Consider the following 23,972-nt stretch of genomic DNA (forward strand, 5'->3'; position numbering starts at 1 on the left):
CGCGGAGGTGTCTTGCCCGCGCCGCGTCCGCCGCGATAACATCGCCGCATGTCCGAACAGCCCCTTCCGATCGGCCCCGCCGATATCGACGCCGCAGCGCGCGTACTCGCGCCCTTCGCCGTCCGCACCCCGCTGTTGTCGTTTCCCGTGCTCAACGAGCGCGTCGGCGCAAAGGTGTTCCTGAAGCCGGAGATGCTCCAGCGCACCGGCTCCTTCAAGTTCCGGGGCGCCTTCAACAAGGTGTTCTCGATCCCGCAGGACAAGCGCGCCGGCGGCGTCGTCGCGTTCTCCTCCGGGAACCACGCCCAGGGCGTCGCGGCGGCGGCAAAAATCCTCGACATGCAGGCGACCATCGTGATGCCGGCGGATGCGCCGCTGTCGAAGCGCGAGCGCACCAAATCCTACGGCGCCGAGGTCGTGCTGTACGATCGCTACAACGACGACCGCGAGGCAATCTCGCGCGGCATTGCCGAGAAGCGCGGCGCGACGCTGGTCAGGCCCTATGACGATCCCTTCGTGATCGCGGGGCAGGGCACCGCCGGTCGCGAGATCGCGGAGGACATGGCAACGCTCGGCCTGTCGCCCGACATCGTGGTGGCGCCGGCCTCCGGCGGCGGCCTGATCGCAGGCGTCGCCACAGCCGTGAAGGCGCGCTATCCGCAAGCCCAGATCGTGGTGGCCGAGCCCGAGGCGTTCGACGATCACGGCCTGTCGCTGACCGCAGGCCATCGCGAGCCGCATCCGCCGGCGGGCCGCACCATCTGCGATGCGCTGATGGCGCTGATCCCCGGCGAGATGACCTTTGCGATCAACAGCAAGCTTCTGGCACGCGGTGTGACCGCGTCGGACAAGGAAGTCGGCGCGGCCGTCGCCTTTGCCTATCGCGAGCTGAAGCTTGTGGTCGAGCCCGGCGGCGCGGTGGGCCTTGCGGCGTTGCTCGCGGGCCGTCTCGACGCCGCCGGCAAGAACGTGGTGATCGTGCTCTCCGGCGGCAATGTCGATGCGGATCTGTTTGCCGAACTGGTCGCCTGAGTTTTTGACATGACGAAAGGGGCAGAGCGTTGCCGCTCTGCCCCTTTCTCGTGTGCGGCTGCCGCAATCAGTGCATGAAGCTGCGGTGGTTGTTGCCGCCGTTTGACTGGTTCATCGACTGACGGACATTGTTGTCGCCGCCATTCCCCATCGCATTGAACTGCGGCCGGTTGTTCTGGTGGTTGTTCTGGACTTGCACCTTGTTCACCGGGTTGTTGTTGAGCTTCACGCCGTTGTTGATGCGGATCGGGTTGTTCTGCGTCTGAACATTCGTCGTCTTCACGTCCGTGGTCTTCACATCGACGGTCGAGCCGCCCTTGCCGATCGTCACCGGCATGCTCACGACCTTGCCGGGGTTGCCATTAGCCGTGCCGGCATTGTTGTTGCCGGTGTTCTGATTGGTGGTGGTCACCGGCAGTGTCGTGATCTTGCCGATGCCGTTGTTGTTCGTCGTCGTGTTGGTCGGCGCGGGCAGGGTGACGATCTTGCCCGGGGTCTGCGACGGCGCGCCGTTCTGCGAATTGCCGGCCGGCAGGTTGACGATCTGGCCGCCATTGCCGAGCTTGCCGATGACGTTGCTGTCGACCGGCTTCTGCACGACCGGAAGGTTGGCGTTGATCTGCGAGCCGCCGTTGCCCTGCTGGATCAGCGGCATGTATTTGGGCTGGCCGAGATTGCCGATCTTGAGCGTCGGGGCAATGTTCTGCGGAGCCAGAAACTTCGTTGCCTGCATCAGCGGGATCAGCTTCGGCTGTATCTCGAGCTTGTGCGCCATCTGCGCATAGGGGCTGTTGCCGTAGTTGTTGTAGAAGGCCTGGTAGCCGATCGGCGAGTTCGCCAGCACCGCCTGGTGCCAGGCCTGCGAGAGCAGCAGGTTCGACAGCAGCCAGCGGATGTGATCGCACAGCGGGTCGTGCGGGTACATCTGGATGAACTCCTGATAGTACTCCGGCCGTCCTTCGGACACGACGTAGTCATAGGCCTGGCGGGTCGAACGACTCGGCAGGTTCGAGGCCATCTGCACCACCGGTGCATTCATCGGCGCGCGGTTGGCGGCAACGGCGGTATCGCCAAAGAAGGTGAAGTCGGAGGTGAGCGAGGAGCTCTCCCACGGAATCTGCGCGCCGCTGGTGGTCTGGTTCACCTGGAGACGCACGCGCTTGAACAGCTGCTCGATCGGCACGTTGGGCTCGCGCGCGACGTTCAGGAAGGCCTGCGTGTAGGGGCTGTGGCCGTTGTTACCGTCGAGCGCCTCGGCGCCGGGTGCAGTCGAATAGCCGACGATGGAGCCGTTCGGCGCATCGACGATGGCAAGGCCCCGGCCGGCGTCGCTGACGTTGGGGAACGGGTTGTTGCGGCAGGCGTCGAGGATGACGATGCGCATCCGGCTCGGGATCGTTTCCAGCGTCGACATCACGTCGACCAGGCGGACCGAGTCGTTGACGAGCTCGGTCGGGTTCGACACCTTCGCGTCGACAGGGACGAGATAGTTCTCGCCGGCGAGCTGCACGCCGTGACCGGCGTAATAGACCATCGCCACCGTGTTCGGGCCGCGCGCGGACACTTTTGCGGAGAAATCCTGCACCACGCGCAGCATGTCGTTCTGGCCGAGGTCGGTCGCCGAGATCACCTCGAAGCCGGCGGAGTTGAGGAACTGCGCCATCGACTGCGCGTCATTGTCGGGATTGGCGAGCTGCGGCGCGTTCCGGTAGTTCGAATTGCCGATCACCAGCGCCACCCGCTGCTCCGGGCCTTGCAGGGCGGCAGGCGCGGCCGGCTCGACAGGGGCGACTTGCGCGGCAACAGGGCCGCAGGCGAAGCCAAACAGGCTCCCCAGCAGGCCGGCGGTCATCAGGGCGGATTTCAGGCGGAACATGGCGTGCTCCCTCGGGGCTCATCTCGATGCGAGATTGGTTGCGAGGAAGCTAGGACACGTTCGAACCCGCGGTCCGTGATCGCGATCACCCGTTGTCCCGTGCGTGATGTAGATCACGCCGGAACCTATGGTGCGTTCCGATCCCCAAGGGTGTTGCACATCCGAAATCGGGTGGATCGAACTGTGCCGGTTCCTATCGTGCGACAAACATGAAGGATCCTGACATGCACAAGCTTCATGCCATCGCCGCGCTTCGCGGCGACGGCCTCAGGCCGGAATTGCAAGCCCTGTTCGAGCGGCTTGCCATCGATCCTCACGCAGATCTGCGCGTTCGCGGTGACGGCATGATCCAGTCGGGCCCGGACCCGGCTTCGGAGGCAGCCGGCGTGGTCATCGCAGAGACGAAGCGTGTGGCGTGACGCCTTGCGCTGGCCCCGGGCCCCCTAGTGACCTCGCAGGATTGACTTAACCAGGGTGGGAGGTGGTATTCAGGCTGCTACGGGCGCTCTAATTGCGGCACGGCAAGAACCGTGCCGCCAAGAAGCAGAGATCGAGTGGATAGCATGCACGGCAAACAGGGGGATGGCCGCCATTCGCAAGGTGGTGCGAGCCATCGGATCCTGCCGGAAATCGAGGTGTTGCGCGCGATTGCGATCCTATTCGTCCTGATTGCTCACCATCGTACGGCGATGTGGTGGCTCCCGCCGACGTTGGAGAGTTACCTGAACTTTGCATTCGGCGTCGACCTGTTCTTCTGCGTCTCCGGATTCGTGATAACGCGCGCATTCTATCGGGATTTCGTCCTGGCTGCCGGCAAGGGGGCGCCCGCCTATTGGCGCGTCGTAACCGATTTCTGGATCCGCCGCGCCTTTCGCATCATGCCTTTGGCATGGTTGTGGCTGCTCATTCCGATCGTGATGTCGCTCGTCTACAATCGATCCGGGGCTTACTTTTCCTTCTTCGGCAATGTCGGCGATTTTCTTGCCGCGGCCCTCAACGTCTATAATTTTCACTACGCGTACTGTACCGCCTCGCCGAACCTCTGGTGCGGGTCCTCCGGCGTCTACTGGTCCCTCAGTCTGGAAGAGCAATTTTATCTGGCCTTTCCGCTGCTCGTTCTGCTTCCGCGCCGCGCCATGGCGGTGGTGCTGGCCGGGATTGTCGCCTGGATGGCGATGCGAGAGCGGACATCCCTGACCTGGATGACCCGCTTTGATGCGATCTCGCTCGGCGTGCTGATCGCGCTGTTCAAGCAGAGCGCCGCCGACGTGGCCTTCACGCCGTACTTCCTGCAAAACCGTTTTGTGCGATGGCCGCTTCTTGTCATCCTGCTGTTTGCGCTCGCGGCGGTGGGCGGCGGCCCCGGCCTGGTCACGTTCTTCCCGGTGATCGTGACGCTGATCTGCGGCGCCCTGGTCTATATCGCGTCCTTCAACGGTGGATACCTGCTTGCACCAGGATTGCTCAGATCAATCCTGGTCTGGATCGGGGCGAGGTCGTTCGGGCTCTACCTCATGCACAACCCTGTGATTGCCTTCGTGCGCGAGACCTGGGAACGCGCCCATCCCGGACAGTTGCCGGATGCCACGATGAAGGCCGTGATCGTCCTTGCCATCGTCGGGCTGCTCGCACTGCTCAGCGATCTGTCGTTCCGATATTTTGAGACGCCGCTGCGAAGATATGGCAAGCAACTCGTCGATAGGCGGAACGCCGCACCTGCTTCGACGGCCGACGATTTGGTCGATCCCGACAGCGGCGCCATTGATGCCGCGTCGACCAATCTGGCTGCCGGAATCCATTCCCCGCTTCGCCGCGAAGAAGCATTGGGCAAACAAGGGTATTGATCAGCTCTCTTCTGACCTGATGGGACCGCGAAAGCGAGACCGCTTCGCTGCGCTCACGAGGACGATGGAGAAAGTGCGAGAGAGGCTTACGAGAAGAACGCGATCTTCTCGGCCTGGGTCATGCGGCGGATCGGCGCGAGCGCGTCGTTGGCCGCAGCGCGGGGCTTTTGCACGATGCCGCTGGCGAGAATGGTGGCGCCGAGCGAGGGTTCGGGCAGGGGGGACGGCATCGGAAGCGACGCGGTCGGTGCTGCGCCGGATGTCGCCGCGGCCGCCATGGCGGGGGCCGGCTGCTCCATCACTTCAGCCGCGGCTTCCGCAATGGCATCGGTGAGGCGCGCGAGCGATTCCATCGCGATCGGTGCTTCGGCAACCGGCGCCTCGACGACCGGCGCCTCGATATGTGGCGCGATCGGCGCCTCCATGACGACCGGCTCGGCGACCTCCGCGACCATCGGCACAGGCACAGCCGCTTCCATCTCCATGGGCTCGACGATCGCGTCGAACTCCGGATCGGGCGCGGCCATCTCCAGCGCGATGGCGTCGAGTATCGCTTCATCCTCGGCTTCCGCCGCGGCATCGAGCGAGAACTCGTCCGTGATCTCTGCGACGGACGCGGGATCGGCGAGGCCGTCCTCGACCGCAGCAAGGCTGGCCTCGATGGCGACGTGGCCTTCGGCGATCTCAGGCGCGATCGCGACGTCCATCGTCGCGTTCTCGGCAATGCCGCTCGCGTCATCGACGGCCTCGGCCGCGATGTCCTGTGGCGTCTCCGTAGAACCCACGGGTGCTTCGCTCGCCATCGCGGCGGGCGCTTCGGCCACCGGCGGTGTGGCCTGCGCAGGTGCCGGCCGCACCGCGGCCTGCGGCGCTGCGTCGCCGTCAGCGTCGGTTTGCTCGACCCGGTCCTTGAGCAGATCGAAGGCGGCCTTGAGGTCGCCGCGCGGGTCGATGGTCGAAATCTGCGCGCAGGCCGCCTCGATCGAGGCGAGCTGCGAATCAATCAAGTCGCAGATTCGCCCGTCGGCGCCGATCTCGCGCCAGCGCCAGGAGATCTCCTTGATGATGCGCACGCCGCGGGGGATCGGTGCGAGGCTTGCCTCGAGCGCCGCCGGATCGCACGCCTTGGCGGCGGCGTTTTCTGCGTCGTCAACGGCACGGCGGATCGCGACCAGCGCTTCGGGGAGGCGGTCCTCGACGACGGGTTGTCGCTGTGCCGCAAGGGTTTCTTCGATTTTGGCGACCGCGTCGAGCACCATGCGCGTGTCGGCATTGCGGTTGCGCTTGGCGTATTCGCCGAGGAACCAGCGGCCGCGCGCGGTCTCCATGAAAGCTTCGCGGATCGCGTCGTAATCCTGCTCGTTCGGCTCGGCCGCGCGGGCAGACATGGGCGAGAGGGCGAATGCTTCGTTGGCCATGACAATCTCGTCGCGCAAATCAGTGCGCGTTACTGTAACGATCACCACGATATCGACCGAATCGCAATTGGTTTGATGGCAGGCGAATCACAAATCCCCATCGCGACATCCGTCAAGCGGCGATTCGCCGTGCGTCTCGCGCTGTTCTACTCGGCCGTGTTCGCGGTGTCGGGCACGCATCTGCCGTTCTTTCCGGTCTGGCTCAAGGCGGTCGGCGTCGATGCGGCCTGGATCGGGATCATCAACGCGCTGCCGGGCATCACGCGTTTCACCACGCTGCCTTATGCAACCGCCTTTGCTGAAAAGCGCCATGCGATTCGCGCCGGCATGATGGTTTCGGTCGTCGCGACGGCGGCGGGATTTGCGCTGGTCGGCCTGCAGCACCAGCCGCTGGCACTGCTCCTGCTCTATGCGCTGACCTGCATCGTGTGGACGCCGGTCGTCCCGCTGACGGATGCGTACGCGTTGCGCGGCGTCATTCGCTACGGCTTCGACTATGGGCCAGTTCGGCTGTGGGGCTCGGCGGCCTTCGCCGCCGGCGCACTCGCCTGCGGCTATCTCGTGGACAGTATCGCCACGCGCGAGCTGATCTGGATCATCGTCGCATGGGCCCTGGTTGCGGCCGTCACAGGCCTGTTGCTCCAGCCGCTCGACGATGTCAGGCGAAGGACCGCGGAAAAGCATGGCGGCAATGCCCTGCTGCGCGATGCCGGCTTCTGGCTGGTCATCATCTCGGCCGCGCTGATCCAGGGCAGTCATGCCGCCTATTACTCATTTTCGGCGATCAGCTGGCAGGCCCACGGGCTCGGCGGGTTCACCATCGCAGGACTCTGGACGCTGGGCGTGATCGCCGAGATCGTCGTGTTCGCGCTATCGCCGCGCTTCTCGCTGCATCCGTCATCGCTGATGGCGATCGGCGGCGTCAGCGCGGTGCTGCGCTGGATCGTCACGGCGCAGGAGCCGTCGCTGGCGCTGCTCACGATCGCGCAGCTCGGTCACGGCCTCACGTTCGGCATGACCATCGTCGGCACCATGAATTTGCTGGTGCAGCGCGTCCCGTCGCATCAGATTGCGCGGGGGCAGGGTTACTATGCCGCGTGCAGCGGAGTGGTGGGAGCGACAAGCTCGATCGCCTCAGGCGCGATCTACGCCCACATCGGCGACAGCCTCTATTACGTCATGGCGGCGATGGCAGCGGCCGGCGCGCTTCTGATCTGGGCGGCGCGGCGTCGGCTCATCGCTCAGCCCCAGAGCGAAGCGTCCGGCGGATAGACCAGGCTCTCGTCATAGCGCAGGGCGTGATCGCGATCGCGCGCGAGCAACAGAGGTCCGTCGAGATCGACGAAGCGCGCCTGCGGCGTCACCAGCATGGCGGGCGCCATCGACAGCGAGGTCGCGACCATGCAGCCGATCATGATCTCGAAGCCGAGTGCCTGCGCTGCATCGGCCATGGCGAGCGCCTCGGTGAGACCACCGGTCTTGTCGAGCTTGATGTTCACCGCGTCGTAGCGCGTGCGCAGGGGCGCCAGCGAACCACGATCATGCACGCTCTCGTCGGCGCAGACCGCGAGCGGCCGCTTGATCCGCGCCAGCGCGTCGTCCTTGCCGGCCGGCAGCGGCTGCTCGACCAGGGTGACGCCGACGGCGTCGCAGGCGGCGAGGTTGGCTTCCAGATTGGCTTCGGTCCAGGATTCGTTGGCGTCCACGATCAGCTCGGACTCGGGGGCAGCCCTGCGCACCGCCGCGATCCGTTCCGGGTCGCCGTCGCCGCCGAGCTTGATCTTGAGCAGCGGCCGGCGCGCCGCTTTCGCAGTCGCCGCCGCCATGGCCTCGGGCGTGCCGAGCGAGATCGTGTAGGCCGTGGTGCGCTCGCCCGGGATCGGGCGGTCCAGCAAGTTCCAGGCCCGCAGGCCCGCCGCCTTGGCCTCCAGGTCGATCAGGGCGCAATCCAGCGCATTGCGGGCAGCTCCTGGCGGCATGGCGGCCTGGAGGGCCTGCCGCGTCAGGCCGCCCGCCACGGCGGCCTGCATGGCCTCGACCGCGGCCAGCGTCGCTTCGGGCGTCTCGCCATAGCGGGGATAGGGCACGCACTCGCCACGGCCGATCAGGCCGTTTCGGCTCACTTCGGCCACAACGGTCACCGCTTCCGTCTTGGCGCCCCGGCTGATCGTGAAACTGCCGGCGATGGGAAACCGCTCGATTCGTGCGGCGAGGGCTGGAACTTTGCTGGAAGTCATTTTGAACTCTGGCGAAATCTGAACCTGCTGGTTACCTCTAGCAACTAACGTTAACCAGTTGGGGATACCTTTTCTGGGTAAGGGCGCGTGCGCAACTATCTGATTTCCTCCGCCCCGGCACGGGAGCGGATATCTTGAACGGCGATCCGAAGCTGGAACGGATAGCCAAAGGCAACGCGCTGGCCCTCTGCGCCACCGGAACCTGGACCGCGAGCTTCGCGCCGGTGCTGGAGCGGATGGTGGCCGACGCCGAGAAGCTCGCCGGCAGCTCCCAAAGCATCTTCATCGACGTCTCCGAGGTCGCCAAGCTCGACACCTTCGGTGCGTGGCTGATCGAGCGGCTGCGCCGCAGCCTGACCCAGGGCGCCGTCGAGGCGCAGATCGCCGGGCTGTCGGCGAATTATTCGAGCCTCGTGGACGAGGTGCGCCGGGTCCGCGCAACCCCGGTGGTCGACAGCAGCACGATCACGATCTCGGGCATGCTGGAGCAGATCGGCCGCGCCGTCGCCGGCGTCGGCGGCACCATCGCGAGCCTGATCGACATGCTCGGCGCGGTGCTCGCCGCGGTCGCGCATGTGCTGATTCATCCGCGCTCGTTTCGCCTGACCTCGACCGTGCATCACATGGAGCAGGTCTGCTGGCGTGCGGTGCCGATCATCGTGCTGATCACGTTCCTGATCGGCTGCATCATCGCCCAGCAGGGCATTTTCCATTTCCGCCGCTTCGGCGCCGACATCTTCGTCGTCGACATGCTCGGCGTGCTGGTGTTGCGCGAGATCGGCGTGCTGCTGGTCGCGATCATGGTCGCTGGCCGCTCGGGCAGTGCCTACACCGCCGAGCTCGGCTCGATGAAGATGCGCGAGGAGATCGACGCGCTGCGCACCATGGGGTTCGACCCGATCGAGGTGCTGGTGCTGCCGCGCATGCTGGCGCTGGTGCTGGCGCTGCCGATCCTCGCCTTCCTCGGCGCCATGGCTGCGCTCTATGGCGGCGGGCTCGTCGCCTGGCTCTATGGCGGCGTCGATCCGGAGGCGTTTCTTTTGCGGCTGCGCGACGCCATCTCGATCGATCATTTCATCGTCGGCATCGTGAAAGCGCCCGTCATGGCCGCGGTGATCGGCATCGTCGCCTGCGTCGAGGGCCTCGCCGTGCAGGGCAGCGCGGAATCGCTCGGACAGCACACGACCGCCTCGGTGGTGAAGGGCATCTTCTTCGTCATCGTGATGGACGGCGTGTTCGCCATCTTCTTCGCCTCGATCGGAATGTGACGATGGCGCAAGAAACTCAAAACGCGATTCAAGACCCCATCATCCGCGTCCGCGACATCACCGTACAGTTCGGCGCGACGCGGGTGCTCGACGGCCTCAACCTCGACGTCAAGCGCGGTGAGATTTTGGGATTTGTCGGGCCGTCGGGCGCGGGCAAATCGGTGCTGACACGGACCATCATCGGTCTCGTCCCGAAGGTCGCGGGCTCCATCGAAGTGTTCGGCGTCGACCTCGATTCCTCAAACACGTCGCAGCGCCGTAACGTCGAGCGGCGCTGGGGCGTGCTGTTCCAGCAGGGCGCGCTGTTTTCCTCGCTCACGGTGCGGCAGAACATCCAGTTTCCGATGCGCGAATATCTTCGCGTGTCGCAGCGGCTGATGGACGAGATCACCATGGCCAAGCTCGCCATGGTCGGTCTCAAGCCGGAAGTGGCCGAGCGCTTTCCCTCGGAGCTGTCCGGCGGCATGATCAAGCGCGTCGCACTGGCCCGCGCGCTGTCGCTCGATCCCGATCTCGTGTTCCTGGACGAGCCGACCTCGGGCCTCGATCCGATCGGCGCCGGTGATTTCGACGATCTGGTCAGGACGCTGCAGCGGACTTTGGGGCTGACCGTTTTCATGGTAACCCACGATCTCGACAGCCTTTACACGGCTTGCGATCGGATCGCCGTTTTAGGGAACGGTAAGATCATTGCTGCAGGGTCGATCGCCGACATGCAGGCCTCGCAGCATCCCTGGCTGAGGCAGTATTTCCATGGCAAGCGCGCCCGCGCGGTCGTGACTTGAGGTGCCGGAGCAGCTGATGGAAACGCGGGCGAACTACGTATTGATCGGATCCTTCACGCTGGCGGTGCTCGCGGCTGCGATCGGCTTCGTGCTGTGGTTCCAGTCGCTGCACACCACCAAGCAGCGCAGCCCCTTCCGCGTCGTGTTCGAGGGCCCGGCCGCGGGCCTGCGCAACGGCGGCAGCGTCAACTTCAACGGTATCCGGGTAGGTGAAGTGGTCTCGGTGAAGCTCGACAATCCGAGGCGGGTTGTCGCACTCGCCATGATCGAGAACAACACGCCGCTTCGCAAGGACACCCTCGTGGGCCTCGAATTCCAGGGCCTGACCGGCGTTGCCGCGATCTCGCTCAAGGGCGGCGAGGATGCGGCGCCGCCGCCGCCGCTCGACGAAGACGGCATCCCGACGCTGACGGCCGATCCCAACAAGCTCCAGGACGTCACCGAGGCGATCCGCGGCACGCTGCAGAACATCAACAAGATCGTCGCCGACAACCAGGAGTCGGTGAAGAACTCGCTGAAGAACCTCGAGACCTTCACCAACTCGCTCGCCCGCAACTCCGAGAAGATCGACGGCGTGATGGCCAAGGTCGATGGCGTGATGTTGAAGGCCGACAACCTCATGCTCGGTCTCAACACGCTCGCCGGCGGCAAGGACGGCGGCGAGCTGTTCCTGACCGTCAAGTCGATCCGCGAGCTCGCCGAGGATTTCGACAAGCGCTCCGGTGCACTGATGACCGACGGCCGCCGCACGCTCGGCGACATCAGCCGCGCGGTGAACAATTTTGACCGCAACCCGACCCGGGTGCTGTTCGGCGCCAGCAACAGCGCACCGGCAGCAGCGCCCCCGCCGGCCGAGGCGCCGAAGCCGGCACCGGCCGCGAGCGGCAGGCGGCAGTAGGCGTGTAGTCCACGGGCCACTCCTCGTCGTGTCGACTTCGCTATTGGTCCCGTCATCCTGAGGTGCGAGCGTAGCGAGCCTCGAAGGATGCGCGGCCCCGATGCAGCCGGGCCGTCGCCCTTCGAGGCTTACTCAGCGGCGCGGTTGCGCCGCTGAGCGCGCACCTCAGGGTGACGGTGAGAGATTGGAGCGGAGCACAATCCGAGACCTTTCCAGCATTCCGCTCCATGCGAGCTACGATTGTTCCTCGCAATGACAAGCTCGAACAAAGGCTGAGACCGCAAGGCCTCCGTCTCCATTCGCCACTCGCTATTCGCGATCTCCGCTCCAACCCGGGCAGCGATACGAAAGTATGGGGGTCCGGCCGAGCCAAGGTAGGGGGAGGGGCTGGCGGGCGATGTCAGCTATATCGCGCTCAAGGTGCGCTTCACGAAAAGCGCGTCGACTTCAATCACAGGGGAGGAGAGAGCGTGATACGTCTGTTGCTGTTGTTGCCGTTCATCGGCCTGATGATCGTGCCGTTCTACAACGTCCGGGAGCCGCTTCTGTTCGGCTTCCCATTTTTCTACTGGTACCAGCTCGCCTGGGTGCCGTTGACCTCGCTGCTCACCTACATCGTCTACAGGAGCGTGCGCCGTGCTGACTAATGTCGATAGCGCGGCCTTTGCCGTATTCCTCGCTCTGTTCATCCTCGTCACCGGCATGGGCTTCGTCGCCTCGCGCTGGCGCAAGCCGGAGACGCTCGCTCATCTCGACGAGTGGGGCCTCGGCGGCCGCAAGTTCGGGACCTGGATCACCTGGTTCCTGGTCGGCGGCGACTTCTACACCGCCTACACCGTGATCGCCGTGCCGGCGCTGGTCTACGCCGTCGGCGCCTACGGATTCTTCGCGCTGCCCTACACCATCATCGTCTATCCCTTCGTGTTCGCGGTGATGCCGGTGTTGTGGAAGGTCGCCAAGGAGCGCGGCTATGTTACCGCAGGCGACGTCGTGCGCGGCGCTTACGGTTCACGTGGCCTCGAGCTTGCCGTTGCCGCAACCGGCGTGCTGGCGACGATGCCCTACATCGCGCTTCAGCTGATCGGCATGGAAGTGGCGATCAAGGCGCTGGGGCTGACCGGCGAGGTACCGCTCGTTCTCGCGTTCCTGGTGCTGGCGCTCTACACCTATTCGTCGGGCCTGCGCGCCCCGGCGCTGATCGCCTTCGTCAAGGACATTATGATCTACATCGTGGTGATCGCCGCGATCGCGATCGTGCCGTCCAAGCTCGGCGGCTACGGCGCGATCTTCACGGCGGCCGATGCCGCATTCGCGGCGAAAGGCTCGGGCGGCATCCTGCTGGCGCCGGCGCAGATCGTGCCCTACGCCACGCTGGCGCTGGGCTCGGCACTCGCCGCTTTCATGTATCCGCACACGCTGACCGGCATCTTCGCGTCCTCCGGCGGCAACACCATTCGCAAGAATGCGATGCTGCTTCCGGCCTACACGCTGCTGCTCGGCCTGCTCGCGCTCTTGGGCTACATGGGCCATGCGGCGGGGCTCAAGCTCGCGAGCAACAACGACGTCGTGCCGGAGCTGTTCAAGACGCTGTTCCCGAGCTGGTTCGCAGGCTTTGCGTTCGCGGCGATCGCGATCGGCGCGCTGGTGCCGGCGGCGGTCATGAGCATCGGTGCGGCCAATCTGTTCACCCGCAATTTCTGGAAGGTGTGGATCGATCCGAAGGTGACGCCGGCAGGCGAGGCCAAGGTCGCCAAGATCACCTCCATGCTGGTGAAGGTCGGCGCGCTGCTCGCCATCCTGCTGATGCCGACACAGTTTGCGCTCGACCTGCAGCTGCTTGGGGGCCTCTGGATCCTGCAGACGCTGCCGGCACTGGTGTTCGGCCTCTATCTGAACTGGTTCTCGAGCACTGCGCTGCTGGCCGGCTGGGCCGTCGGCCTCGCAGGCGGATCGTGGCTGGCCTGGTCGGACGGGCTGAAGCCGTTGCACGGCATCGACTTCGGTGCCGGCAAGGTCGCGATCTACACCGGGGTGCTGGCGCTCGCGCTCAACATCGTGGTCGCCGTCGTGGTCAACCTCGTGCTCAAGGGCCTGCCGCAGGCCCGGGTGTCGCGCGAGGCGGCCTGACCGCATGCCTTGATTGGCGGCCGGACACCCGGCCGCCAATCCCAAGCGTGCCTTCCACGCAATTGAAAGCTCCAGATTGTTGTTTTGACGCGTTTTCTTTACGCGCACCGGTGTCCACTTCGCTGGAAAACGCTCTAGTATCCGCCCGCGTTCCGGACCCGTCCACGGGTGCGCGGATAGATCTCGAGTGAGGATGTCTTGCAGGCGTGGTTCGTTCTCGCGGTCGCGGCTGGCTACGTGACCACGCTGTTCCTGATTGCCTGGTGGGGCGATCGGCGGAGCGTGGACGGACCGCTGGTCTCGCCAAGATCCGGGGCGGCGGCCGTCAGCTACTGCCTGACGCTTGCGGTCTACAACACCTCGTGGAGCTTCTACGGATCGGTCGGTCGTGCCGCCACGAGCGGGCTGGACTTCGCCACCATCTATATCGGTCCGACACTCGTGCTGCTGTTTGGCCAGCCGCTGCTGTCCAAGGTGATCGCGATCGCGAAAGCCCAGAACGTCACCTCGATCGCGGACTTCATCGCCGCGCGCTATGGCAAGAGCCAGGTGCTTGCGGCTTTCGTGACGCTCGCTTCGCTGCTTGGCGTGCTTCCCTATATCGCGCTTCAGCTCAAGGCCGTCGGCAAGAGTTTCGACTACCTGATCCTCCAGCCCGAGCGCGCGGGCGGCGAGGCGCTGCGGTTCTGGCAGGACTCCGCATTCGGCGTCGCCGCGTCGATGGCGCTCTTCGCGATCGTGTTCGGCGTCCGGCATGTCCACGCCAGCGAGCATCATCGCGGGTTGATGCTCGCGATCGCGTTCGAGAGCGTGGTCAAGCTGGTCGCATTCCTCGTTGTCGCGCTGTTCGTGCTGTTCGGTCTGTCCGGTGGACCGGCCGCGCTGGTGTCGCAGTTCGCCTCGGATCCGCAATTGGCCAATATCCTGACCTTCGATCCCGCGCAGCCGGTCTGGCCTACGACGATCATCATCTCGGCGATCGCCTTCCTCTGCCTGCCGCAGGCGTTCCACGTCGCCGTTGTCGAGAACGAGAGCCCGGGCCACACGCGCACCGCAGCGTGGCTCTACCCGACCTATCTCGCGCTGTTCAGCCTGCTGATCCTGCCGATCGCTGCCGCCGGATTGACGAGGTTCGGTGCGATGATGGACCCCGACACTTACGTGATCTCGTTGCCGATTGCCGCGAATGCCGGCACGGTCAGCCTGATCGCCTTTCTGGGCGGACTGTCGGCTGCCACCGGCATGGTCATCATGACCTCCGTCGCGCTGAGCACCATGCTCTGCAACGACGTCATCATGCCGCTGCTGCTGCGCTCGCGCTTTTTCGGTCTGCGCGCGCAAAGCCGGCCGGTGACCTCGGTGCTGATGACGGTGCGCAGGCTCTCGATTCTCGGCATCCTGCTGCTGGCCTATCTGATGCACCGCCTGGTCAACCAGGCCTATCCGCTCACCGTGATCGGCCTGCTGTCGTTCGTTGCGGTCGCGCAATTCGGTCCGGCGTTCGTCGGAGGCCTGTTCTGGCAGCGTGCCAACAAGATCGGCGCCTCGGTCGGGATCGCGGCCGGATTTTTCATCTGGGCCTATACGCTGCTGCTTCCCTCGGCCGCACCGCTATGGCCCGCCTTCGAGGAGATCGTTCGCACCGGCCCGTGGCAGCTCGCGTTCCTCAAGCCGAACGCGCTGTTCGGCCTCGAAGGGCTCGATCCGATCTCGCATGCGACGCTGTGGAGCCTGGCCGCCAACCTCGCCTGCTTCCTGGTGTTCTCGGTGCTGGGGCGGCAAACCACCGTCGAGCGCAACCAGGCCGCGGCGTTTGCCGATGGTGTCGTCCGCGAGACGGTGCCAAAACTGTCCTCACGCGTGGTGATCCGGCTCGACGATCTTCGTGCGCTCGCGCGGCGCTTTGTCGGTGCCGAGCGCGGCGCAGCAGCCTTCGACGGCTATCTCGCGGCGCGCATGTCGGGCACGGGGCCGCGCCTCGATCCATCGGGCCTGGTCGATCTCGACTCGATCCGCTTCACCGAGAATCTTCTCGCCGGGGCGATCGGCGCGGCCTCGGCGCGCGTGGTGATCGCGGCCTCGCTGGAGGGGCATTCGCTGTCGCGCCGGGCGGCGATGGCGATGCTGGACGAGGCCTCGGAGGCCCTGCGCTTCAACCGCAGCCTGCTGCAGAGCACGCTCGAGAGCGTGCCGCAGGGCATCTGCGCCTTCGACGCCGATTTCAACATCACGGCGTGGAACGGGCGGTTCATCGCGCTGCTCGACCTGCCACCGGATTTCGTGCGCGTCGGCCTTTCGCTCGCGGAGCTCATTGCCTTCAACGTCGAGCGCGGCGAATATGCCGCGTCCGAATTCGCCGCGCTCCTGGTCAATCGTGACGTCGCCACGCAGAGCTGGCCTTATCTTTACGAGCGCAAGCGGCCGGACGGCACCGTGCTCGAGATCGTCTACGATCGCGCTGCCGAGGGCGGCTACGTCTCGACCTACACCGACGTGACCGAGCGTCACCGCGCCGCGGAAGCCCTGCGGCACGCCAACGAGGACCTCGAGCTGCGCGTCCGTGAGCGGACCGAGGCACTCGAGCAGGCGAAGGCGGAGGCCGAGCAGGCCAATCTCGGCAAGACCCGCTTCCTGGCGGCGGCGAGCCACGATCTGCTGCAGCCGCTGAACGCGGCGCGCCTGTTCCTGTCGGCGCTCGACGAGAGCCTGCATGCGTCCTCGCAAGCCGGCGCGGCCGAGAAGGAGCGCACCCTGGCAGGCAGCGCCATCACGGCGCTACGCTCGACCGAGCACGTGCTGGACAGGCTGCTCGACATCTCCTCCTATGATGCCGGCGCCGTCCGCGCCGAGCCGTTCGACTTTCCGATCGCGGATCTCCTCGTGCAGTTGAACGTGGAATTTTCCGCGATGGCGCGCGAGCGCGGACTGGTCTTCCGCGTCGTCGATTGTCACCGCGCGGTGCGAAGCGATCCGCATCTCCTGCGGCGGATATTGCAGAACCTGCTGTCGAATGCGCTGCGCTACACGCCCAAGGAGACATCCAGGGGACGCATCCTGCTCGGTTGCCGGCGCCACGGCGGCGATCTGCGCATCGAGGTCTGGGATACCGGCATCGGCATCGCCACGGCGGATCAGAAGCGCATCTTCGAGGAGTTCCAGCGCCTCGCGCCTGGATCGGAGAAGGGGCTCGGCCTGGGGCTCGCGATCGTCGATCGCGTTTCGCGGCTGCTGGGACATCGCGTCGATGTCCGTTCGCGCCCGGGACAGGGCTCATGCTTTGCCGTCACGGTGCCGCTGGCGCCTGGACCGGGAACGCCGCTCCAGCGCAAGGCGGCGACAGCGGCACCGGCGGTGGCGGAGCGGCCGCTGACGATCCTGTGTCTCGACAATGATGCGACGATCCTCGACGGCCTGACGGCGCTGCTCGGCGGCTGGGGCCATCGCGTGCTGGTCGCCACCAATGCCGCCAGCGCGATGGCTGTGGCTGCGGCAAGCCCGCCCGACGTCGTGCTGGTCGACTATCATCTCGACGGGGAGCGCACCGGCTTGGACTTTCTCGACGATCTCGGGCAGAAGTCGGGACGCGGCATCTGCGCGCTCGTCGTCACCGGAGATCGCAGCGAGGCCGTGCGCGCAGCGGCGAGAGCGCGCGGCTGCGAGGTCCTGTCGAAGCCGGTCAAGCCGGCGGCGTTGCGGCGCTTCCTCGGCAACGAAGCCCTGAGCCGGCCGTTCGGGACGAAACAGGGAGCCGCCTCGGCGTGACCATGCGCATCCTTATCGGCGATGATCATCCGCTTGTGCAGGCCGCCTTGCGCAGCGCGCTGTCGACCGTGCTGCCCGATCTCGACATCATCGCCTGCCAGTCGCTTGACGAGGCGGTGGGCGTGCTCTCGGCCCAGTCGGACGAGATCGACCTCATCCTGTGGGACCTGACGATGCCGGGGATCCAGGGATTTGCCGCGCTGTTCATTCTGTCGGCGCAGTTCCCGACGGTGCCGGTTGCGATCATCTCGGCGCGGCAGGACGCCGCCACGATCCGCCGCGCCATCGCCTATGGCGCATCCGGCTACATCCCGAAATCGCTCGGCCTGCCCGAGATGGCGGATGCGATCACGAAGATCCTCGCCGGCGAAATCTGGATGCCGCCGAATGCCGGCGGCCGTGGCTCGATCCAGAGCGCCGATGTCGAGCTTGCCGCACGCATGGCCTCGCTGTCGGTGCAGCAGCTGCGCATTCTCGCGATGATTGTCGAGGGCAAGCTCAACAAGCAGATCGCCGGCGAGCTCGACATCGCCGAGCAGACCGTGAAAGGGCATGTCTCGACGATCCTGCGCAAGCTCGGTGTCGGCTCGCGGACCCAGGCCGCCGTTCTGGCCGAGCGGCTGTCGTTCGGGCAGCCCGGGGGAACCTGACGTCTCCAGGTCAAAAACAAAACGGAGGCCGTGAGGCCTCCGTTTTCATTCCTGTGCGCTGTCGTGACGCGCCTTACCCCAGCCGCCCCGCCGCATGCGCGAGCAGCGTGTACACCAGGCCCGTCTCCGAGGTCAGGTGGCTGCGCAGTTCCTGCGGGCCGCGGCCGTCGCGGGCGACTTCGTCGAGCAGGCGTTCGAACTCGCTGATATAGCGGTCGACCGTGCCCTTGAAGTTGCGGTCGGCGCGATACTTGCGGGCGACCTCGTCGAATGCCTTCTGGCCGGCGGGCGTGTACAGGCGCTTGGTGAAGGCCTTGTTCTCGCCGCGCTGGTAGCGATCCCACATCTCGGAGGCGAGGTTGCGGTCCATCAGCCGGCCGATGTCGAGCGACAGCGATTCCAGCGGATTGCCGTTGCTCTGCGGGGCCTGCGGCTGCGGAGCGGGTGCAGCAGTCTGGCGGCCGCGCGGGGCCTCACGACCGGCCGGAGCAGGCTGATTGGCGTCGGTGCGGTTCAACAGGTCCGACAGCCAGCCGTCGCGGCCCGGGTCGTTGCCGTTGCTGCCGGGGGCAACCGACGGAGCCTCGGTGCGACGCGAGGAGGCCGGCATGCCGAGGTCCGGTGGCGGCAGCGTCGAGGCGCTGCCGGTGTCGCGCATGCGCGTCTCGGTGCCACGACCGCCCGTGCTTGCCATCACCGGCTCTTCCTGGCGCTGGACGGCGACGGAAGCGCGGCCCGCCGTGGTGACGTCGAGGCCGCGGCCATGCTGGGCCACGATGCGGTTGAGCTCGGCGAGCGCCTCGATCTGGTCGACGATCACCTTGCGCATCTGCGCCGTGCTCTCGGCGGCCTCCTGCGGCATCTCGAGGACGCCACGGCGCAGCTCGTTGCGGGTGGCCTCGAGCTCGTTGTGCATCTCGAACGCCATCTGCTTCATGCTGGAGACGAGGTTGCCGAACTTCTCCGTCGACTGCTTGAACATCGCATCCGCTTCGTCGGTGGTCGTGCGGTAGATGTCGTGCATGGCCTCGATGGTCTGGCGGTGCTCTTCTTCGGACGCCGACCGCACCGCCTCGAACTGGCGGGTGATCGCGGCCGAACCTGCGCCGGCGGTCTCCGCGACCACGCGGGCGATGTCGCGGGCACGCTCTTCGGCTGCAGCGAGCGACTCATCGAGCAGCCCGGTGAAGCGCGACAGGCGCTGGTCGAGATCGGCGGTGCGCAGGTCGATGGTGGTGACCAGCGATTCCAGCGCCGCCTTGCGTTCGGCAAGCGAGGCGGTGGTGTTCTTGTTGCTCTGCTCGACGACCTGCGCGGCATCGACGAGCGCCTTGCCGTGCGCGTCGAACTGGGTCGACAGCTCGCCGAGATCCTGCAGTGCCCGCGTGGTCTTCGTGTTGAAGACGTTGAGCTGGTCTTCCAGGTTCTGGGTCGCCGCGCCGTTGCGCGAGGTGACGTCGTTCATCGCCGAGACGAAGTCGGCGACGCGCGTCACCAGCGCCCGCTCGAGCGAGTTGAGGTTGTCGTGTGCACCGGTCAGCACCTCCTGGAGGAGGATGTTGCCTTCGCGCAGACGCTCGAACAGGGCGACCGTGTCGGTGCGCAGGATCTTGCTGGTCTCCTGCATCTCGGTGACGGCCGCAATCGACACCTGGCGCGACTGGTCGATCGCCGCACGCGAGGCCGTCTCGAGGTCCTTCAGCGACCGGCCGACCGCGCTGGTCGCGATCTCGCTCGCCGCGTTGATGGTGCGCGCGACTTCATTGCCGTTGCCCATCATGGTCTGCGAGAATGCCGTGCCGCGCGTCTCGATCGACTTCAGCGCGTCGGAGGTGACGCGGTCGATGTCGAGCGTGAGCTGGCTGGTCTTCGAGCCGATCGCATCCACGAGCGAGCCGCGCTTGGCGTCGATCATGTTCGAGAGGCGGTCAGCCTGCTGCTGCACGTAGGTGACGATCTCGTCGGTCTTGCCGGTCATGGCCTGGCCGAAGCTGCTCGAGGCGGAGAGCACCGAGCGCTCGACGTCGGCCGAGCTCGACTTGACCCGCGAGCTCGCCTCGTTGGAGGCGTTGATCAGCGCATTCTGGGCGTTGAGCGCGCTGGTCTGGATGTCGTTGGTCGCGTTCGCGGTCGCCGTGCTCAGCGCGCGCTCGATCTCGGTCGAGATCGTGCGGATCTGGCTTGCGGCATCCGCCGAGGTCGAGGTCAGCGAGGTCTGGGCCTCGCGTGCGCTGCTGAGGATGGTCGAGGCGGTGTCGGCACCGACAGCGGTCAGCGTGCGCTCGATGTCGGTCGTCAGCGACTTGATCTGGGTCGCTGCATCGGTCGACGCGGTGATCAGCGTGCCCTGGGCCTCGCGCACGCCGCTGGTGAGTGCCTCGATGGTGGCGCCGCCGGCGGTCGCCAGCGCGCGCTGCATCTCGGCTGCGAGCGAACGGACCTGGCCGGTTTGTTCTGCCGAGACAGCAAGAAGGGTGCTCTGGGCGTCGCGGGCGCTCGCCGTGATCGTCTCGGCGGTGGACTGGCCGACCTGCGAGAGCGAGCGATGCACTTCGGCCGCGAGCGACTTGACCTGGCTCGCAGCATCCGAGGACGCGTTGACCAGCGTGCTCTGCGCTTCGCGCGCGCCGGTCATGATGCTCTCGGCCGTCGAGGTGCCCGCCATCGAGAGCGAGCGCTGGACGTCGGAGGACAGCGCCTTGATCTGGTTGGCGGTCTCGGTCGAGGCCGCGATCAGCGTGCCCTGCGCATCGCGGGCGCCGGCCGTGATCGATTCAGCCGTGCTGGTGCCGGCGAGCGACAGCGAGCGCTGCACGTCGGCAGTGAGCGTCTTGACCTGGTTGGCGGCATCCGACGAGGCGGTGACGAGCGTGGTCTGTACCTCGCGGGCGCCGGCCAGGATCGAGGCCGCGGTGGCCGAGCCGGCTGCGGACAGCGTGCGTTCGACGTCGGCGGCGAGCCCCTTGATCTGGTTGGAGGCATCGCCCGAGGCCGCGACCAGGGAGGACTGCGCCTCGCGGGCGCTGGTCAGGATCGAGTTCGCAGCGCCGGTGCCGACCGCGGTCAGCGCGCGCTCGACCTCGGCGGAGGTCATCTTGAGCTGGGCGTTGACGTCGGAGGAGACCGTCATCAGCGACTGCTGGGCGGTGCGCGCACCGGTCTGGATCGTCTCGCTGGTGTTGACGACCAGGTTGGTGAGCGAGCGCTCGGCGTCCTCGACATGCGAGCGGATCGCGGTCGAGATCATCTCGGCGCGGGACATCATGTCCTCGCTGGCCTGGCGGCCGCTGCTCTCGATGCGGCCGGCAACGGCCTCGACACGCGAGCCGAGCAGGTCTTCGAACTGCGCCACGCGGACGTCGATGTCGTTGGCAACCGAACCGACCTTGGTCTCGATCGCCTGGTGGATGTCCTGGAAGCGCGCCGTGACCGTGTCGGTCAGGTGCATGCTGCGGCCGTCGATGAGGTCGGCGACGCCGGTGATGCGGCGGTCGACCGCCTCGATCGCCTGCGCCGTGCCGTCCGTGAGCGTCGAGGTCAGCAAGGTGAGGCGGGTGTCGATCGACTGCACGGCCTGCGAGGCGCCGTTGGTCAAAGCGGTCGTCAGATAGGTGAGGCGGCTGTCGACGGACTCCAGCGCCTGCGATGCGCCGCTGTTGAACGTCGTCGTGAGGTGCGTCAGCCGCGTATCGATCGCCTGGATCGACTGCGAGGCGCCGTCGGTCAGCGTCGACGTGAGGTGGGTGAGGCGGGCGTCGATGGACTCGAGCGCCTGCGATGCGCCACCCGTGAGTGTCGTCGTGAGGTGCGTCAAGCGCGTGTCGACCGACTGGATCGCCTGGGCGGCACCATCGGTCAGCGACATCGCGAGCGTGTTGAGACGCCCGTCGATGGTTTCGGTGACGGACTTGGCGCGGGTGTCGAACGACTCCTCGAGCGCGGCCACGCGGCCGATGAGCTGTTCGTCGAAAGTCCTGATGTGGCCTTCGATCGTGCCGTCGAGGCTCGTGATCTTGCCGTTGAGCGAGGCGTCGAGATTGGTGACGCGTTCGCCGATCGTGGTCTCGAACTGCACCAGGCGCTGGTCGAGCACGGCCGTGATCGCACCGCCGTTCGAGGTGAAGCGGGTGTCGAAGTTCTCGACATAGGTCTTCAGCGACTCATGGATGTCGTGGGTGCGCTGGCCCATGCGTTCGACGATCTCGCCGCCGAAGGTCTTCACGGTGCGGTCGAACTCGGAGATGTGGCGCGTGATCAGGGCACCCAGCGTGCCGGAATCGCGGGCGAACTTCTCGACCAGCTCGGAACCCTGGTTCTTGACCAACTCGTCGAACGCGCTCATCTGCAGCGACAGCGAGTCGTGCGCGGTCTCGGTCTGGCTGACGACCTTGGCGACGAGGGTGTTGACCGTGGCGTCGAGCGCCTCGCTCGCCTTGTCGCCCGAGGTCATGATCTGGCCGGCGAGGCGGTTGCCGGCGTCGTCGATCTTGGCGGAGAGGTCGTTGGAGCGCAGCTCGAGCTCGAGCAGCAGCGAGTCCGACGAATTCTTCAAGGAGTCATGCACCTGCTCGGTGCGCTCGGAGATGCCGTCGACGATCGCGGCCGAACGCTGCTCGAACTCGCCGGTGATGCGGTCGATGCGCTCGTTCAGCATCTCGTGGACGCGGTCGGCGAGGTCGACGAACTCGTCGTGGACGTGGCCGGTCTTGAAGTTGAGGCTGGTGGTCAGCCGCTCGCTGGCGTCGAGCACTGCGCGGGTGGTCTCGGCGCTGGCTTCCTCGAGGCGGTCGAGCAGGTCGCCGCCACGCTCGCCGAGCGCTAGGATCATGTTGTCGCCGGCGTGGCTCAGCGCACCGGTGATGTGGGCGCCGCGCTCTTCCAGCGCGCCGGTGATGGATTTCGCGACCTCGTCGACGCGCGAGGCGATCGCGTCCGAGATCAGCGCGATGTCGTGGCGGAGGTCGATCTGCACGCCGGAAATGGCGCTGCGGACCTGCTCGGCCTGGCCGACCAGGTTGTCGCGCTGATGCGCGATGTCCTGGAGCAGGGCGCGGATGCGCACCTCGTTGTCGGAATAGGCGCGCTCGAGCGCGGCGACCTCGTTGGCGACCAGCGTCTCGAGCTCGCCGGCACGCGCGATCGCGCGCTCGATGCCGTCGCCCATCGCCGCGACCTCGCGGCGGATGGCTTGACCCACGGTGACCATGGAATCGGACGCAGAGCCTTCCGGCTCGGAGAATCGGATCGCGACCTGCGCCATCGCCTGCGCGACCTGGCTCATCTGCTGGCCGCGCCAGACCAGGCTGGCGAGGAAGTAGAACAGCATGATCGGCGCAAAGAACATCGTGGCGAGGCCGGCGATCGCCAGCACGCCGCCGCTCTCGCCCATGGCCGCCCGGATCGAGGGCAGGAAGCCGACCGTCAGCGCGGCGCAGGCCGCAAGCCAGACGACGGTGAAGATGGTCGCGCCGGTGTAGATGTTGCGGGCAGGGCGGCCCGTCTGCAGCGACTGGAGCAGCTGGCCGATGGTCTCGCGGTCGTCATTGGCGGCGCGGCGCGAGGCGCGCGGTTCCTCGATCGGATCGAACACGGCGCGCTCGTTGGCGGCCGGCCGTGGCTCGAATGTCGGCTCGTCGAACGCGGGAGGTGTCGGGGGCGCCACCTGCGGCGCCGTTTCGTTGCGCATCGATGCGTTGCGGCTGGTGTCGGCAGCCGTGTCGCTGATGTTGAGGGCTTCCTGGATCGCAGAAAGCGCAACTTCTGTGGGGTCTTTGACCTTCTTGGGAGTGTTGGCCATGTTCAGTCCGAGCCCTCGTTACTTGTACGCGTCCCCCCGCGAGCCCTGCGCGCTGCGCAAGCCCACAGACCGGATCATGCCGCTTGCGCGGATCTCCGAGCCGTCCCCACCCGGACGGCTTGTCCGCCAATTTCCGCAACATCCTATTGGCAGAGCGTCGCGAATGAAATGCCCGCGATTAATACAATCTTAATCATCGTTAACAGGATCGCGCCGTAACACCTTAGGCCTAAATGAAATTCTCCACGGAACTCGGTCGATTGCGGCAACTTTTCGTC

General features: G+C 66.2%; 15 protein-coding genes. 11 read left to right on the plus strand and 4 right to left on the minus strand.

Annotated elements, in window-relative coordinates; translation table 11 throughout:
• Positions 1–48 precede the first annotated feature (48 nt).
• A complete protein-coding gene (locus QA645_RS14855) occupies positions 49–1,032 on the plus strand; it encodes a threonine/serine dehydratase (protein ID WP_254194535.1) in 984 nt (327 codons plus the stop codon).
• Between the two features lie 67 nt (positions 1,033–1,099).
• Here QA645_RS14855 and QA645_RS14860 read toward each other — a convergent pair whose 3' ends face one another.
• Positions 1,100–2,908 (minus strand): caspase family protein, encoded by a 1,809-nt coding sequence (locus QA645_RS14860; protein ID WP_283051120.1) that lies wholly within the window; start codon positions 2,906–2,908, stop codon positions 1,100–1,102.
• Between the two features lie 224 nt (positions 2,909–3,132).
• Between QA645_RS14860 and QA645_RS14865 the strand changes: the two genes are divergently transcribed.
• On the plus strand, positions 3,133–3,327 hold the full coding sequence (locus QA645_RS14865) for a hypothetical protein (protein WP_254132649.1): 195 nt from the start codon (positions 3,133–3,135) through the stop codon (positions 3,325–3,327).
• Positions 3,328–3,438: 111 nt separating this feature from the next.
• Entirely contained in the window at positions 3,439–4,752 is a 1,314-nt protein-coding gene (locus QA645_RS14870) for an acyltransferase (RefSeq protein ID WP_283051123.1), read from the plus strand.
• 86 nt (positions 4,753–4,838) lie between these two features.
• On the opposite strand, the gene QA645_RS14875 is transcribed toward QA645_RS14870, so the two are convergent.
• The gene (locus QA645_RS14875) at positions 4,839–6,170 is read right to left on the minus strand and encodes a hypothetical protein (protein WP_283051125.1); all 1,332 of its coding nucleotides are present in this window, start codon (positions 6,168–6,170) and stop codon (positions 4,839–4,841) included.
• 75 nt (positions 6,171–6,245) lie between these two features.
• Between QA645_RS14875 and QA645_RS14880 the strand changes: the two genes are divergently transcribed.
• Positions 6,246–7,442, plus strand: coding sequence for an MFS transporter (locus QA645_RS14880; protein ID WP_283051127.1), 1,197 nt, complete (start codon positions 6,246–6,248; stop codon positions 7,440–7,442).
• Here QA645_RS14880 and dgcA read toward each other — a convergent pair.
• On the minus strand, positions 7,412–8,407 hold the full coding sequence (gene dgcA / locus QA645_RS14885; protein ID WP_254132645.1) for an N-acetyl-D-Glu racemase DgcA: 996 nt from the start codon (positions 8,405–8,407) through the stop codon (positions 7,412–7,414). The two genes, QA645_RS14880 and dgcA, sit on opposite strands and share 31 nt — an antisense overlap.
• Before the next feature lie 134 nt (positions 8,408–8,541).
• Between dgcA and QA645_RS14890 the strand changes: the two genes are divergently transcribed.
• From QA645_RS14890 to QA645_RS14920, 7 genes are all read left to right on the plus strand, one after another.
• The gene (locus QA645_RS14890; protein ID WP_254132644.1) at positions 8,542–9,675 is read left to right on the plus strand and encodes an ABC transporter permease; all 1,134 of its coding nucleotides are present in this window, start codon (positions 8,542–8,544) and stop codon (positions 9,673–9,675) included.
• A 2-nt stretch (positions 9,676–9,677) separates the two neighbouring features.
• Positions 9,678–10,460 (plus strand): ABC transporter ATP-binding protein, encoded by a 783-nt coding sequence (locus QA645_RS14895; protein WP_254132643.1) that lies wholly within the window; start codon positions 9,678–9,680, stop codon positions 10,458–10,460.
• Between the two features lie 16 nt (positions 10,461–10,476).
• Entirely contained in the window at positions 10,477–11,358 is an 882-nt protein-coding gene (locus QA645_RS14900) for an MlaD family protein (RefSeq protein ID WP_254132642.1), read from the plus strand.
• A 470-nt stretch (positions 11,359–11,828) separates the two neighbouring features.
• Positions 11,829–12,005: a DUF3311 domain-containing protein gene (locus QA645_RS14905; RefSeq protein ID WP_254132641.1), complete on the plus strand. Its 177-nt coding sequence runs from the start codon at positions 11,829–11,831 to the stop codon at positions 12,003–12,005.
• Positions 11,995–13,485 (plus strand): sodium:solute symporter, encoded by a 1,491-nt coding sequence (locus tag QA645_RS14910; protein ID WP_254132640.1) that lies wholly within the window; start codon positions 11,995–11,997, stop codon positions 13,483–13,485. The genes QA645_RS14905 and QA645_RS14910 overlap by 11 nt, the downstream gene beginning before the upstream one ends.
• A gap of 198 nt (positions 13,486–13,683) precedes the next feature.
• Positions 13,684–17,247 carry a PAS domain-containing hybrid sensor histidine kinase/response regulator gene (locus QA645_RS14915; RefSeq protein WP_283051134.1) on the plus strand — a complete coding sequence of 1,188 codons (3,564 nt, stop codon included), beginning with the start codon at positions 13,684–13,686 and terminating at the stop codon, positions 17,245–17,247.
• A complete protein-coding gene (locus QA645_RS14920; protein WP_283051136.1) occupies positions 17,244–17,897 on the plus strand; it encodes a response regulator transcription factor in 654 nt (217 codons plus the stop codon). Before QA645_RS14915 ends, QA645_RS14920 begins: the two co-directional genes overlap by 4 nt.
• A gap of 73 nt (positions 17,898–17,970) precedes the next feature.
• On the opposite strand, the gene QA645_RS14925 is transcribed toward QA645_RS14920, so the two are convergent.
• Positions 17,971–23,694 (minus strand): negative regulator of septation ring formation, encoded by a 5,724-nt coding sequence (locus tag QA645_RS14925; protein WP_254194527.1) that lies wholly within the window; start codon positions 23,692–23,694, stop codon positions 17,971–17,973.
• Positions 23,695–23,972: the final 278 nt, after the last annotated feature.

Origin of the sequence: Bradyrhizobium sp. CIAT3101, assembly GCF_029714945.1 — a bacterium.
In the GTDB taxonomy this organism is placed as follows: domain Bacteria; phylum Pseudomonadota; class Alphaproteobacteria; order Rhizobiales; family Xanthobacteraceae; genus Bradyrhizobium.